At 64.1% G+C, this 13,558-nt stretch carries 16 protein-coding genes; 9 read left to right on the top strand and 7 right to left on the bottom strand.

The genetic code is table 11. From position 1 onward, the window contains the following. Positions 1–9: 9 nt before the first annotated feature. From WEB52_12320 to rlmN, 4 genes are all read right to left on the bottom strand, one after another. Positions 10–549, bottom strand: a complete 540-nt coding sequence (locus WEB52_12320; GenBank protein MEX2227221.1) for a DinB family protein — start codon at positions 547–549, stop codon at positions 10–12. Positions 550–639: 90 nt separating this feature from the next. Continuing rightward, complete coding sequence (locus WEB52_12325) at positions 640–1,494, bottom strand: L,D-transpeptidase family protein (GenBank protein MEX2227222.1); 855 nt, start codon at positions 1,492–1,494, stop codon at positions 640–642. A 46-nt stretch (positions 1,495–1,540) separates the two neighbouring features. Beyond that, complete coding sequence (locus WEB52_12330) at positions 1,541–2,509, bottom strand: hypothetical protein (protein MEX2227223.1); 969 nt, start codon at positions 2,507–2,509, stop codon at positions 1,541–1,543. 71 nt (positions 2,510–2,580) lie between these two features. Next, the gene (gene rlmN, locus WEB52_12335; protein MEX2227224.1) at positions 2,581–3,660 is read right to left on the bottom strand and encodes a 23S rRNA (adenine(2503)-C(2))-methyltransferase RlmN; all 1,080 of its coding nucleotides are present in this window, start codon (positions 3,658–3,660) and stop codon (positions 2,581–2,583) included. A gap of 235 nt (positions 3,661–3,895) precedes the next feature. On the opposite strand from rlmN, the gene WEB52_12340 reads away from it, so the two are divergent. Further along, positions 3,896–4,696, top strand: a complete 801-nt coding sequence (locus WEB52_12340) for a hypothetical protein (protein MEX2227225.1) — start codon at positions 3,896–3,898, stop codon at positions 4,694–4,696. Positions 4,697–5,296: 600 nt separating this feature from the next. On the opposite strand, the gene WEB52_12345 is transcribed toward WEB52_12340, so the two are convergent. Further along, complete coding sequence (locus WEB52_12345; GenBank protein ID MEX2227226.1) at positions 5,297–5,671, bottom strand: hypothetical protein; 375 nt, start codon at positions 5,669–5,671, stop codon at positions 5,297–5,299. 186 nt (positions 5,672–5,857) lie between these two features. Here WEB52_12345 and WEB52_12350 point away from each other — a divergent pair, with 186 nt between their 5' ends. The 7 genes from WEB52_12350 to WEB52_12380 all read left to right on the top strand — a co-directional run bounded on the left by WEB52_12350 (position 5,858) and on the right by WEB52_12380 (position 10,447). Beyond that, positions 5,858–6,772 (top strand): hypothetical protein, encoded by a 915-nt coding sequence (locus WEB52_12350; GenBank protein ID MEX2227227.1) that lies wholly within the window; start codon positions 5,858–5,860, stop codon positions 6,770–6,772. Between the two features lie 24 nt (positions 6,773–6,796). After that, entirely contained in the window at positions 6,797–7,414 is a 618-nt protein-coding gene (locus WEB52_12355) for a hypothetical protein (GenBank protein MEX2227228.1), read from the top strand. Then, the gene (locus tag WEB52_12360; GenBank protein MEX2227229.1) at positions 7,405–7,776 is read left to right on the top strand and encodes a hypothetical protein; all 372 of its coding nucleotides are present in this window, start codon (positions 7,405–7,407) and stop codon (positions 7,774–7,776) included. The genes WEB52_12355 and WEB52_12360 overlap by 10 nt, the downstream gene beginning before the upstream one ends. Next, entirely contained in the window at positions 7,767–8,627 is an 861-nt protein-coding gene (locus WEB52_12365; GenBank protein MEX2227230.1) for a hypothetical protein, read from the top strand. The genes WEB52_12360 and WEB52_12365 overlap by 10 nt, the downstream gene beginning before the upstream one ends. After that, positions 8,624–8,998 carry a hypothetical protein gene (locus WEB52_12370; GenBank protein ID MEX2227231.1) on the top strand — a complete coding sequence of 125 codons (375 nt, stop codon included), beginning with the start codon at positions 8,624–8,626 and terminating at the stop codon, positions 8,996–8,998. Before WEB52_12365 ends, WEB52_12370 begins: the two co-directional genes overlap by 4 nt. Before the next feature lie 110 nt (positions 8,999–9,108). Next, the gene (locus WEB52_12375; protein MEX2227232.1) at positions 9,109–9,396 is read left to right on the top strand and encodes a hypothetical protein; all 288 of its coding nucleotides are present in this window, start codon (positions 9,109–9,111) and stop codon (positions 9,394–9,396) included. Between the two features lie 154 nt (positions 9,397–9,550). Next, positions 9,551–10,447 carry a MaoC family dehydratase N-terminal domain-containing protein gene (locus tag WEB52_12380; protein ID MEX2227233.1) on the top strand — a complete coding sequence of 299 codons (897 nt, stop codon included), beginning with the start codon at positions 9,551–9,553 and terminating at the stop codon, positions 10,445–10,447. Between the two features lie 135 nt (positions 10,448–10,582). Here WEB52_12380 and WEB52_12385 read toward each other — a convergent pair whose 3' ends face one another. Then, entirely contained in the window at positions 10,583–11,869 is a 1,287-nt protein-coding gene (locus WEB52_12385) for a cytochrome P450 (protein MEX2227234.1), read from the bottom strand. Positions 11,870–11,989: 120 nt separating this feature from the next. Beyond that, positions 11,990–12,979, bottom strand: a complete 990-nt coding sequence (locus tag WEB52_12390) for a decaprenyl-phosphate phosphoribosyltransferase (protein ID MEX2227235.1) — start codon at positions 12,977–12,979, stop codon at positions 11,990–11,992. 82 nt (positions 12,980–13,061) lie between these two features. Here WEB52_12390 and WEB52_12395 point away from each other — a divergent pair, with 82 nt between their 5' ends. After that, the gene (locus WEB52_12395; protein ID MEX2227236.1) at positions 13,062–13,520 is read left to right on the top strand and encodes a hypothetical protein; all 459 of its coding nucleotides are present in this window, start codon (positions 13,062–13,064) and stop codon (positions 13,518–13,520) included. Positions 13,521–13,558 lie beyond the last annotated feature (38 nt).

The following is a 13,558-nucleotide window of genomic DNA, read 5'->3' on the forward strand; positions in this document are numbered from 1 at the left end:
GTCCGAGCTTCAGCCGCCCGGGAACGCCGCGATGATCCTCCGCGCGTGCTGGATGTGGTCCAGGTCGTGGACGCGCTGAAAGCCCGCCCACTCCAGGCAGTTCAACGGCCCGAAGAACGGATGCGGCAACTGCATCTCGAGGTTCGGCGCATCCGGCAGACTACGCACTGCATCGAGCAGGTCGGCGTTTCGCTGGCGCAGCTCGGCGAGCGCTTCCGCGTACGGCCGTCCGTCATCTGCCGGGATCATGCCGATGCCGGCGCCGACCAGGTCTTCGGCGGGTGGCGTCGTACCGCGGGCCAGGTGATGGATCAGCTTTGCGATCAGGCGCTCGGTGAAGGCGGCGTGCGACGCGAGCCTGTGCAGTCCCCACTCGTCCGCGGCAGGCGCCACCCGCGCCTGTTCTTCCGTCACCGAACTGAAGATCTCGAGCAGTTCTCGCTGCGTCTCGCTTACACTCTCGACGATCGCGTCGGGCGATTTCGTCCCGTGATCGTGCATGATGTCGAGATACCGCTCGCGCGCGTCCTGGATGTCCTGGCTTACCATCGCTCAGCCCTCAACTACGTGATCCACCGGCTCTTGCATCGTAACGGTGGCACGAGGCCACGCGTCGGTCAAGCGCGGGCGGGCGGCGAGTCATGCATGGATCTCGACGCGCGTCCCCGCCTCCGCGAAGAGCCAGAAGTACTGCGCATCGTGCAGTTGCAGCCCGACGCAACCGTGACTGGTTGCGGTGCTTCCGAACACGCTTTGCGGGCGCCAGTAGTTGAGGTGCAACGCATCGCCCTGCTGGTCGTAGTACTGCGTGAAAAGCACGCGCTCGACGTCGTAGCGCGCCTGGGCGGGGTTGTAGCCCGCCTGCGCAGACGTCATGCGCTCGACCGCGATCCGTCCGTCCGGCTCGACGGCGTGCGAACCCAGTGGGCTCGGGAACTGCGGCGACCCGCTCGACACCGGCGCCGTGTAGATCGCCGCATCGCCGATCATCGCCGACGCGGTCTGCGTCGTGACGTTGACGTCGATCCACTTCTCCGCGCCCTGCGGGTCGCTCAGCGGCGATGCCTGGCCCGGCTGCAGGATGAAGAGGAACGCCGCATAGATGTACGTGCCATCGGTCAACTCGTACCAGGTCGTCGTCCAGTCGGGCACCGTCGGCACCCACGTCTGCGTCCCGACGAGCCAGTTCTCGCCCTGCACGGCGCGCGCGATGGTAACGGGCGTCAGGTCTTCGAGCGTGGCGACTTCGTCCGACTGCGTGGTCGGCGCGGAGCGCACGCGCACGTCGCCGCCAACGACGATCGCCGTGTTTTCACTGATCGCGGGCGTCGATGTCGCTGCGGGGACGGGCGTAGACGTCGCGGGCACAGGCGTGCGGGTGGCCGTCGGCGGGATCGTGGGTGTCGGATCGGCGCCGCCGCTCGCGCAGGCGGCCAGCGTCATGGTGATAATCGCAAGCGCGATCGCGGACGCGGGATGCCGACTGTGTGTCATGTGGCGATCGTAGCACGCTGCTCGTGCGCCACGCGCGTGGCATCGATCACGAGCGCTCCAGCACCTCGTCGACGATCCTGTCGCGCACCGACTCGGAATTGTCGATCGTGGTGTGGTTCACGGGTTTCAGGTCGCCGCCCTTGTCGCCGCTCTCCGGGCCTTGCTCGTCGCTCGCGTCCCAGTTCTCGACGTTCGGCGATTCGTAGGGTTCGCCGCTGAGCGTCGGGTCGTTCGATTCGTGGACGTTGAACACCGGCACGACGTCCGGGCGCGAAGCCGTATCGCCCGTGTACAACTCGTCGACGCGATCGAGGTCCACGACGACGACGAATCGGTCGGCGTACTGGTCTTCGAGCCGCGCTGCGACGACGTCGGCTGTTACGGCGCCGTGGCTGTGCCCGACGATGGCGGCGCGCAGGCAGGGGTAGCGCTCCAGGTACACGCGCACGACATTCGTCGTCCAGTCTTCCATGCCCGTGTGTACGTTCTGCGCGCCTGCCATGGCCGGCCCTGCGAGCACCGAGAGCGTGTCGACGCCCTCGTCGTCGTAGCGGTCCTGCAGGTCGCTGATGACCTCGCGGATGCCGGCGGCGCTGGCCTTGTCCTTCAGGTTCACGACGCCGCCGCCGACGCCGACGAGCAGCACGGGTTCGTCGCCCTGGTCGCATGAGACCTCGGCGGGTGAGAAGTAGCCGTGCGCAACCGCGTATTCCGGCTCGTCCGGCGCGTCCTCTGAGCACGCTTCGGTGTTCGGCGCCAGCGCGATATCGACGCCCAGCAGGAACTCGGCGTCCTGCTGGTCACGTTCGTCGTCGGCGTTGAAGTCGGGCAGTTCCCCCGGGTCCTGCGCGTCTTGCTCGTTGATCCGATCGTCGCCGTTGACATCGAGGCAGGCAATCTTGCTGAACGTCGCGCGGGGGGTCTTGGAGAGCCCCGTCGAGTCACAGGCGACGGCCGTCGCTGCGACGAGCATGGCGCAGAGTCCCGTGAGGTAGCAGATGTGCAAATTCTTCATGCGTCCAGCGTAGGAGGCGGGGCGTTACTATGCAGGGTGCATTTGGACTATCGCGAATTGCACATTCATCTCTATGGACGTGCGTCAACGAGTTCCAGCGCAGCAGCTTCGCCGCGAAGCTGGCCGCAGGCGGCGCTGATCTCGACGCCCTTTTCGACCCGCACCGTGCAGGCGACGCCGCGCGCCGCGAGTGCGCGCTGGAACGCCAGCGTCCGTGCTCTCCCCGGCCGGTGGATGCCCTCGTCCGGCGTCGGGTTGACGGGGATCAGGTTCACGTGGCACAGCACGCCGTCGAGCAGGACGGCCAGCGCGCGCGCCTGCTCCGGGGCGTCGTTCACGCCTTCCATCAGGCAGTACTCGAATGTCACCCGCCGCCCCGTCTTCGAAACGTAGTCGCGGCACGCCTGCACGATGTCCTCAATCGGGTACCGATGCGCTGTCGAGATCAGGCGTTCGCGCAGCGCGCGGTCGGGGGCGTGCAGGGAGACCGCAAGCCCGACCTGCAGTTGTTCATCGGCGAGCTTGCGAATGCCGGGGATGATGCCGACCGTCGAGATCGTAATGTGGCGCGCCGCCATCGCCATGCCCGTGGCGCTGTTCACCGTCTCGACGGAACGCCAGACGTTGCGATAGTTCGCCATCGGCTCGCCCATGCCCATGAAGACGACGTTCGTCAGCGCGCGGCCGCCGCTGTCGCGCTGGTCGCGCGCGAACGCGACGATCTGCGCCACGATCTCGCCGGCCGTCAGGTTGCGCTCGAAGCCCGCCTGGCCGGTGGCGCAGAACGAGCAGCCCATCGCGCAGCCGGCCTGGCTCGAGACGCAGACCGTCGCCCGCCCGCGGCTGTCGCCGCGCGGGTCATACAGCATCAGCACCGACTCGATGAGCTTGCCGTCTTCGAGGCGCAGCAGGCGCTTGCGCGTCAGCCGGTCGTCGGCGGTCAACGTGGCGACCGTCTCGATGCCCGGCAACGGCAGTTCCGCGGCGAAGCGCTCGCGGAGCGCCGCCGGCACGTTGGTCATCTCGTCGTACGAAGCGGCGAAGCCCCGGTACGCCCACTCCCACACCTGGCGGGCGCGATACGGCGGCTCGCCGGCCGCTTCGACGGCGGCCGTCAGTTCGGGCAGGCTCAGGTCATACAGGGAAGGCATCGATCCAGTGTAGCGAGCCGGGTTCGCCGCGCCCCGCGACGTCATACGGGCGATTACGTGCCTTTATTGCACGAATGGAAGTTCGTGTGTTGACAACTCCGGCACCCACGGGTGTATCATCGCTCCCCTGGCGCCGCAGCGCGTCGATCCCCCGGATGGCCGGAGGCGCCACCGCCGAGAGGAAGCGGAGGAGGCTGATCTCACGAAGAACATCCTTGCCTTTGCCCTGACCCTTGTGGTCCTTGCCGTCGTCTTCGCGGCGTCACACTGCCCCAACGATCCCGATTGCGGCCACCCTGGCGGCGAGTGCGGGAGCGACAGCGGCTGCGTGCCGGGGTTCGGCGGCATCGACGACACGCCACTCCGCTGCGGCGGCGGTGGTGGAGGTGGTTCTGGACCGCCTGTCGCTACGGTCGTCATTCCAAGCCCCACGCCGACGCCCGTGCCGCAGCAAACACCAGTACCGCCCTTCAATTTTGTGCCTTATACCTTCAACAGCCCTAACTGCTCGGACAGCAGCCAGTATGTGGATCCTATCAACGTCATCTACGCGGAGAACGGCTCGTGGCCATCTGTTGAATCTCACGCTGGGCAGCACGGGGGTTGGAACAGCCACGATGGTAGCGAGCAGTGGTTTCAAGAACTCGACAATTGCTACCCCATGCACGGGCAGTCCGCGAGTGGGCCCAACTGGCAGTTTCCCGGGCGCTTTCACATGCGATATCGGCAGGGATCGAACTCGATTGCCGGGTACGGAATCATAAGCGTTGCCGACGCGCATCACGAGGATCTTGGCCAGTGCATCATAATGGGAATCGAAGTTCCGGCGCACGTCGTTGATCACAATTCCGACAATGCAGGCGAGAGCGGGTTCGACATGGGGAAGGAGGACATCATTCAAAACTGGGGTGTCGGCGGAACGGGCCACACTCCTCGCGATTACATATACCTCCGGAACATCATGCTCATGAAGCAGTGCGACCAAGCGTACTCTTGGGGCGATGGTTACGCCGTGATCGTCCCAATCCCAGACTAGGAGCGCGTTATGAAACACTTGATGCCACTTGCGCTTCTGGCCGCGGCAGCCGTACTCGCTGCGCTAGCTGGAGCGGCCCGTCAGTTGACAATGGAGAGCGAAGGCTACGCCACGCTCTCGCCTTCACAGAGCTCGGCGGCGGAGGCTACCCAGTTCGACCAGTATCCCCTGTTTTGGTTGGGGGAGGCGTTCGACAATCTTCCGTTGGCCGCAGTGATCCGCGACCTGCGTTCAGACGATCCCACGTCCGCTGTTCCCACCGCAAGGGACGGATTCTATTTCGTATACGGTGATTGCACCGCGAGTGCCCACGGAGGCTGTGCACCGCCGCTTCAGCTATATGTCACCTTGAGGTGCTATATGCCGCCTGAGTTGCTTGACCCGGTAGGAATAACCAAGAGCCTTGGGGTGGCGCGCGGTGGGGCAGTGACTCTCGACATCTACGGTGACGTCACGATGTGGACTGGCGAGGTCTCCGTAACCATTTTCTCGTCGACGGATGAACTATCGGACAGGGCCATTGCAGCATTGGAGCCGGCGAATTTAGCAGCGCTCGGTTCGGACGCCACGAATGTTATTACGGGGTACGACGGCTTGCGGTCAAATCTCGCTCCACCGGGGAGTGGCAGTTGCGATCAGATCCAAGAGAGAGAAAGGTCTCGCGTCCCGGGTGTCGATTGATCGCACGCCAGATCTCTCGGCATGAAGAGCGCATTCATCGTTTGCGGCGGTGTCTTGGCAGTGGTTGGCGCGTTCGGCGCTTTTCAAGCGCTCATACAAATGTGGCCAAACTTCCACGACCAGTTGGCGGGTACCTTTCTCCTCAGTTCGTTCGCCCTCATCGGTATCCTTACCACCGTTCTGGCGCGACGTGCCGCCTGTACCGATTTCGGGCGCCGAACGACGACCATTCTTTCTGGCGCTGTGTTTGCTTTTCTCTTCCTTCAGGGTGCTGCTCTCATCTTTCTCACCCATGCTTAGCGAGGCGAATCGGCGTTGGACTACGCTGGCGATCACGCCCCATCGCACTGACGAGATCATCTCTCGCGCACATAGTGTAGCGAGCGGCGTATTGTCGCCCCGGCAGACCCATATTCTCTGATCATGTTCGAATCAGTACACAAAAGAGAATCTCGCTCCTGACAACTCCCGCCCGTACGGGTGATCATCGCTCCCCTGGCGCCGCAGCGCGTCGATCCCCCGGATGGCCGGAGGCGCCACCGCCGAGAGGAAGCGGAGGAGGCTGATCTCACGAAGAACATCCTTGCCTTTGCCCTGACCCTTGTGGTCCTTGCCGTCGTCTTCGCGGCGTCACACTGCCCCAACGATCCCGATTGCGGCCACCCTGGCGGCGAGTGCGGCAGCGACAGCGGCTGCGTGCCGGGGTTCGGCGGCATCGACGACACCCCACTCCGCTGCGACGGCGGCGGCGGCGGTGGGGGTGGTGGAGGCGGCCCGGCATCTACTCCCACGCCTGTCATCGATGCCGGATTCCGCGCCTTCGGCGGAGAGTTCAGCTACAACGACGACTGTACTCAGCGGATCGACCCTGTGACGATGATCATAAGGTACGACGGAACTAACGCCGAGGAGCACTTCATTCACCATGGAGTTACCGTAAAGACGGGTGGACTCCAGCACTTCAGGGATTTCGAAGCCTGCGTCGAAGGGGAGTACAGCACGGCTACTAACGACGGACAGACGAATTGCGGACCGCTCCCATTTCCTTGTGGTGCGGAAGCGCGCATGCATGTCCGGTGCAATGTCGTGGGTTCAGCGCCAGATACGCACGGCGGCACCTTCGCGAGTTGTACGCCTCATTTCGACGAGGCCGTGACCTGTCGTGGAATTCCCAAACACGCGATTCCTGACCAAATGGGAGATAGGTGGCCGGGTCTCAACCCGACGAGCTCAGGGTTCAGTGCGGGGCGAGACTACTTCCATTGGGTCATGGTCCAGGAGGGCGGGCATGCCTTCATCGCCAGTAGATGGTGGGGCAACGTTCATCTGATGAGCCAGTGCAACGGTTGGTGGACTGGAAGTGACGGTTACGTCAATCATATCGACGGTAGTTAGGAGCTCAACGAGATGAGGAATTGGGTGAAAACCATCTCGCTGGGCGCGACGTTCTGCATCTCGGCGCTGGTCGGTTGGTCTGTTGTTGACCCGCTTGGCCAAACCGTGAGCGGTACCGTGGTGTCGGCCGACGACCCGGAATGCAGCGACAAGGTACGTGCGTACGACGATCATGCACTCGTCTATTTGGGCAACGAGTTTGAAGGATTGCCGCTCCTGACCTGCCAGGCCCCGTACTTTCCCGCGACGGACTACGGCATTCCCGAGACGCGATTCTTCGCGTTCGTTTACGGATGTCTTCCACTCGCCGACGAAGAACGCGAAGGCTGCACTGCGGATGTGCAAGTCACGGTGTTTCCCTGCGATGGACCGGATTTGGCGGACGAAGTGACCGAGCGCGCAAATCTCAACATTCGCGGCGCTGGTGCCTCGAGGAAGCATGACGGCTCGATCTACATCAAGGGTGCGACCGTCAACGTCATGATCTCAACAGGCAGGCACACCGAGGACGCCAAGAACCAGGCAGAACGCGCGGCGCATGCGCTCATAGGTGCGAATGCGCTTTCGGCCGCCTTTGACGAGTCCGACTCCTTCTCGGATGTCGAGAAGATCAAGCCGGGAGCGAACGACGTGTGCAGCTGAAAGTCATCGCGCTTTCGTCAATGCTCGCGGTGCCCGCCTTTCTGTTGGCGGCGATCGTCACGATGCTGTTCCTCTCCGCGGTTTGGGCAATTTATGGCGCCACTTCTCCGTCGGAAGAAGGTCTGCGGATACTGGTCGCCTGGTCGGTCACCGCGGCGACGGTTGTGCTGTCTCTGTCCGTTCTCATAGGCGGGACTGCGCTCTTTGCGGCGCGGCTTCGCTTGAACCGCTTCGCCGCGATATCCGCCGCCGGTTTGCTCTGGGGGTTGACCCTTCCTTTTCTCCTGGGGTACCTCACGTTCTTTAACGGATGCGGCGTCAATGTCAGTGTGCCGTACCCCGGCACACCCGCGTGTTCGTAGCCGGGTTGCGCATCGCGCGCACGATCGGCATCGCGCTCGGCGCGTCCTTCGCGGGCACCAGCGTGATCGTTGGTACCCTCGCGGCATACGGCCTGCTTGTGTATCCGCTTCCGTACGACACACCCAGATCCGCGATCTTCCTGCTGTCGATGATCGTGCTTGCGATCATGGTCGCCGCGATCGCCAGCTCCATTAACCGAATGGTTGCTCCTCGACGGCGACCCACATCCCTGCTTGCGATGCTTGCTGTCCTTATGATCGGATTCGCGGTTGGAAGCGGAGGAGCGAACGCGCTTTATGGCATGCTGTCTGGCGATAGCGCAGAGGCCGGCCTTGCGTCGGCGCTCGCCTGCGAGCAAGATGCATCCATGTTTATTGGTTACCCTCTGGTGTATGCGGGGCGAGAGGTCTTGGGCTACGAACTCCAGGGCTGTCGTCGCGAGAAGACACCTGATCTCTTTGCTCCGGATGGAACCCTTTATCACGCCGCAACAGATTCGTTCACGTTTGTCTACGGGCGATGCCAGATACCCGAGGGCGTGCGATCGTGCCCCGTCCCGGTCGCGATCATTGTCTACCCGGCATGCGAGGAACCGATCTTCCCAGGAGTGATCACCGGAACAGTCAAGGTTCGCGGCGCACCGGCATACGTGAAGAACGACGGATCGCTTCGTCTTGAACTGCCAACGCATACCCTGACGATTTACGGCCCGGGATCGACATTTGTTGAACGACAGGGCAACGCCAGGGCGATCGCTGGCCTGCTCGTACCCGCAAATGAACTTGCGTCGGCGCTCACGGCCCAATCGCCGCTGTCGACAGCATTGGGGCCGGCAGCCGTGTGTCCATGACGCTGCTTCGGTCCGCAGGCGCAGGGGGCCTGGCGTTCGCCGGCGGCCTCCTGGCATTCATCATCGCCATGATCGTGATCTGGGTGATTGCCTCGCTTTCATACGATTGGACTGAGAGTCTCAGTCGCGACATACGCACAACGCTCGCGGTGGGTACGGTCGTCGCGGCCTGTTTGGCCGCTGTGGCATGCTTGCTGTTCGTCAGCCAGCAAGCCTCCGCCCGGCTGAACGCGAACGCACTGGGCTCGCTGTTCGTCGCCGCCGTCCTCGCGGGCCTCATCTTCTACCAATTGTTGGAGATTCTCAGCGAGACGAACGCCTGCATGTGGGATGTCGGGGTTCCGTTGGATCGGGAGTGTTGGTCGAAATAGAGCATGCTCGGTTCCGCGTCTTCAGAACCATCCGCGGCGGCGTCGCTTACTGGTAGCTCGATATTGACGTGCGGTGTACGATCGCCTTCACGTGGCGACAGAGGATCCAGATGAAGATCTTCGTGGTAACGCCCGATCCTCGCGGTTTTCAATGGCGAGAGGGCATGTTCGCGGGCGCCCTCGATGCGAACACGTCCGACAACGCGGTGCGCACGTACAGCACGGCTGTCTTCGCGCTGGTGGGCGTCTCCGGTGCAGCGCTCGTCGCGACGGCCTATGTTCGCGCGTCGCGTGAACGGATACGCGATGGCAGCCGGGCTGATTACACTGGTTTTACTTGGCGTAGTCTTCACGTACGCCGCCTGGATCGTTGCCGTCGTCAACGAGTGCTCGTTTGACTATGCGTTTCCCGGAGGCGGCGAGGGCTACTGCCGCTGATGAGAAGGTCCTCCGTGATCCGCCCCGCTGGCCCAGGCACCTGCCGATGCCCGCTTCCTTCGCGCCGCGCGAGCAGCCAGAATAGTCGCAGAGAGTGCACCGGGAGGCGGAGCCATGACCACAACAGAGAGCGCCGATATCTACGTGGGCAGGGACTACGGGCGTCACGACTTCATCATCACGCCTGAGGTCATCGGCGAGTACATGGACGGCACGGGCGACCGCAACCCGATCTACAGCGGGCCGTCGCCGCTCGGCGGCCCCGTCGCGCCGGCGCTCGTCCGTCATTCCGAGGTCTACGCATACCGCGACCACCCGAAGGCGCAGCCATCGTGGTACCTGCCGAACATCTACGGCAACCTGCACGCGCGACAGGAGTTCGCGTTCTTCGCGCCCGTCATGGCCGGCGACGCCCTCCACACGCGCTCATTCATCGCAGATCGGTACGTGAATCGAAACCGCCAGTACGTCGTCAACGAAGTCCTCTACTTCGACGCCGACGATCGCGTGATCATGCGCGGACGCACGCACCAGAGCTTCCTGCTCGATCAGCAGAACGAAGGTATCGTCGTCGACAAGACGCGCGAGAAGTCGTCGGAGCGCCGGTTCGATGTGGATACGTCGGCCGCGCTTGAAGCGATTCCGCCGGTGACGCGGCAGATCACGCCCGAGATGTGCTTCACGTTCAGCGGTCCGGCGCGCAACTACCACAACGACAAGGAGATGGCGATCAAGCTCGGCTTCCCGGATGTCGTCGTGCAGGGCATGATGTCGATCTGCTTCCTGTCGGAGATGATGACGGATCGCTTCGCCGCCGGCTGGATCGCTGCCGGCAAGATCGACGTCAACCTCGTGAACATCGTCTGGGGCAGCGACGAACTGACGTGCCGTGGATTCGTGCGGCATATCGAACAGGAGGGTGACCGCCGCCGCGCACACCTCGACGTCTGGGCAGAGAAGGCCGGCGGCACGAAGGTGACGATCGGCGCCGCGAGCGCAATCGTCGAGTAGGAGCGCAGCGGTAGCACGAAACTGAGCGCGCCCGCGCAGTATCCCAGCAGGACACCAAGCCGACGCGAAGCGTGGAGAACAGCCGCCCCCGGCTGTTCAGCGTGACGGCGCACCCGTCACGCTGAACGACTTCCTTCAGTCCACCCGCACCGGCAACGACCGCAACCCGCGCAACACGATGTTGTCGCCCCAGTCGAGCTTGTCCGTCGCCAGCCGGATGTTCGGGAAGCGTTGCGCGAGCGCGTTCAGCGCCGCCGGACCTTCGATGCGCGCGAGCGGCGCACCGAGGCAGAAGTGCATGCCGTTGCCGAACGACAGGTGCTTATTGTCCTGCCCGCCGATGTCCAGGGCGTCGGGATCCTTGTATTGCTCCGGGTCGCGATTGGCCGCGCCGATCATCAGTAGCAGTTGCTGCCCGGCTTTTACGCGATGACCGTTGAACTCGGTGTCCTCCAGCACGTTGCGCGACGTGCCCTGCACGGGGCTGTCGTAGCGCAGCAGCTCTTCGGTCGCCGTGCCGATCATCTCCGGCTGCGCTCGCAGACGGTCGAACTGGTCGCGATGCTGCAGCAGCGCCAGCAGCCCGTTACCGATGAGGTTCGTCGTCGTCTCGTTCCCGGCGACGAGGATCAGGCCGATCGTGCTGTTCACTTCTTGGAGTGACAGCTTGTCCCCCTCCGCCTCCGCCGCCACCAGCGCGCTAATCAGATCCTCGCGGGGCTCGCGACGGCGCTCCTCCAGGATCGGGATCATGTACTCACGAAACGCGCGCTGCGCATCACGCGCCCGCCGCTGCTCGTCCACGTTCGCCATGCCGACGGACAGCGCCATCTCGTCCGACCAGTGCTTGAACTGCTCGCGGTCGTCCGGCGGAATCCCGAGCATCTCGGCGATGATGATCACCGGCAGCGGGTAGGCGATCTCGCGGATCACGTCGAACGTGCCCTTGGCAGCCGCGTGCTCGACCATCTCGTCGACAAGCTGCTCGACGCGCGGCCGCAGCGCTTCGACGGAGCGCGGCGTGAACGCTTTGCTGACCAGCGATCGCAGGCGCGTGTGGTCCGGCGGGTCGAGCCCGAGCATGGACTGTCCCTCGGCTTCTTCGCGCGTGAGATCGCCGGCGGCGATGCGTTGTTCCATCATCTTCTTGAAGCGAGGCACCTTGCGCCCGTCGCTGGAGAAGCGAGGATCGCGCAGGACGGCGCTGATGTCGGCATGCCGTGTCAGCACCCAGCCGTTGATCGCCCGGCTGAGATGAAACGGATCCTTCTCCTGGAGCCGCCGGTACGTCGGATACGGATTGACGCGGAAGCCGCGTCGCATCGGGTTGAAGGCTACGCCGGTCTGCACACGCTCCAGTGCGAGGAATGCGCCAAACGCGCCCATCTGCATTGCCGTCGACAGCCGGTCTTTCACGCTCATGGAGCACCCTCTCTACCGAAGCAGGTCTGGATATGATGCCATGAGCGAATCTTCATCGGATAGCCGCGAGACTTGCAGATTTCGCAGAGATGCGGCGCACGGCTTCCGCTCGAAGCGCCCTCAGTCGCGGGCGATGAGGAGTACCGCCGCTGCCGTGATGATCCATCCGGCCACGGTGAGCATGATCGGGATGTCCTTCAGCAGCACATCCTCGGGGCTGCCGCCTTCCTTCTTCACGTTCACCAGATACAGGTACCGGAAGATGCCGTAGAGCACGAACGGGATCGTCAGCATCATCGAGTGGTTGGCCGGCAGGCCGTCGGCGGTGAAGGTGTAGAGCCCGTAGGCCATCAGCGTCGCGGCCGTCACGGTCGACGCCATCTGGTCAAGCAACTCCGGCGTGTACTCGTCGAGGATCTTGCGATGTGTACCCGCGCCGTCCTGCAGCAGTTCGAGCTCCGCCCGGCGCTTGTTGATGCCGAGGAACAGCGCGCCCAGCGCCGTCACGACGTACAGCCACGGCGAGATCGGCACGTCGATGGCGAGCGCGCCGGCCATTGCGCGCAGCACGAATCCCGCCGCGATTACCATCAGGTCCAACAGCACCATGTGCTTCAGGCTGAACGAGTACGCCGCCATCAGCACCGTGTACGCCAGGATGGCGCAGCCGACGCGCCAGTCGAGCGCAAACGCGCCCGCATTGCCGATGACGGCGAGACCGGCCGCCCACCTCCACGCTGACTGCGCGGAGAGCTGTCCCGCCGCGATCGGCCGGTTGCGCTTCTTCGGGTGGGCGCGGTCGCTTTCGACGTCGCGGATATCGTTGACGAGGTAGTCCGCGCTCGAGACTAGGCAAAAACAGATGAACGCGACGAGCGACTCGAGGATCTTCGGGATCCAGACGTCCGGCTCGCCGATCTCGTACTGCTGGTTGACCGCGAAGATCAGCGCCAGGAAGACGATGCCGTTTTTCGTCCACTGACGCGGGCGCATAGCCTTCAGGACATAACGGAGGTGCGAGAGGCGCCCGCCCTGACCGGCTTCCGCCGCTGGCGTAGCTTCGGCGAGCGACGGCTGCCCTGTCGCGAGCGCGACGTCTTCGTTCGCCATGGGCGCATGATAGCGCACCCCCGAAGGCCGGCGAAGCCGCAAGTTCCCCTACCAACGGCCGATGATCCCCTTGGGGGGAGTGATGGAGAAAGCGCACGCTTTCAAGGCGCTCAGACTCGACCAGAGCGCCGACGGGCAGATGGTCGAGACTGCCTACTGGACGCTCGTCCGGCAGGCCCAGCATCGCGCTGCCGGCGACCCCGACGCCCACCTGGAGATAGACGCGCTCAACGAGGCGTACCAGACGCTCACACCCGACAGCCGCGGAAAGCCCATGGCGAGCACGCGAGCCCAGGCCGCCGGCACCGGATTTGCGCTCCTAGACTGGTTCGCGGACTGGTGCGCCGACCAGGCGCTCCGCACGCGCATCCGCTGGTCGAAGCGCAACCCGGAGATCGCATTCATCGGCGGCGCGGTGATCGTGCTGATGCTGCTGGCGCTGAGTGCCGGGGCGTCGGCGCTCAACGTGTTCCTCGTCGTCGGCGTGGTGTGCGTGGCGATCTGGGCGCCGTGGCGCCGCACGCCGCCCCCGAACGAGTAGCGCGCACGCCGCATCACAACCATGCGACTGACCGACTG

The sequence above is a fragment of the Dehalococcoidia bacterium genome, from assembly GCA_040902535.1.
Lineage (GTDB): Bacteria > Chloroflexota > Dehalococcoidia > DSTF01 > JACRBR01 > JBBDXD01.

Coding starts and splice junctions, on each gene's coding strand:
- WEB52_12320 (MEX2227221.1), bottom strand. CDS start 549: ATGGTAAGCCAGGACATCCAGGACGCGCGCGAGCGGTATCTCGACATC.
- WEB52_12325 (MEX2227222.1), bottom strand. CDS start 1,494: ATGACACACAGTCGGCATCCCGCGTCCGCGATCGCGCTTGCGATTATC.
- WEB52_12330 (MEX2227223.1), bottom strand. CDS start 2,509: ATGAAGAATTTGCACATCTGCTACCTCACGGGACTCTGCGCCATGCTC.
- rlmN (MEX2227224.1), bottom strand. CDS start 3,660: ATGCCTTCCCTGTATGACCTGAGCCTGCCCGAACTGACGGCCGCCGTC.
- WEB52_12345 (MEX2227226.1), bottom strand. CDS start 5,671: ATGGGTGAGAAAGATGAGAGCAGCACCCTGAAGGAAGAGAAAAGCAAA.
- WEB52_12370 (MEX2227231.1), top strand. CDS start 8,624: ATGACGCTGCTTCGGTCCGCAGGCGCAGGGGGCCTGGCGTTCGCCGGC.
- WEB52_12375 (MEX2227232.1), top strand. CDS start 9,109: ATGAAGATCTTCGTGGTAACGCCCGATCCTCGCGGTTTTCAATGGCGA.
- WEB52_12380 (MEX2227233.1), top strand. CDS start 9,551: ATGACCACAACAGAGAGCGCCGATATCTACGTGGGCAGGGACTACGGG.
- WEB52_12385 (MEX2227234.1), bottom strand. CDS start 11,869: ATGAGCGTGAAAGACCGGCTGTCGACGGCAATGCAGATGGGCGCGTTT.
- WEB52_12390 (MEX2227235.1), bottom strand. CDS start 12,979: ATGGCGAACGAAGACGTCGCGCTCGCGACAGGGCAGCCGTCGCTCGCC.
- WEB52_12395 (MEX2227236.1), top strand. CDS start 13,062: ATGGAGAAAGCGCACGCTTTCAAGGCGCTCAGACTCGACCAGAGCGCC.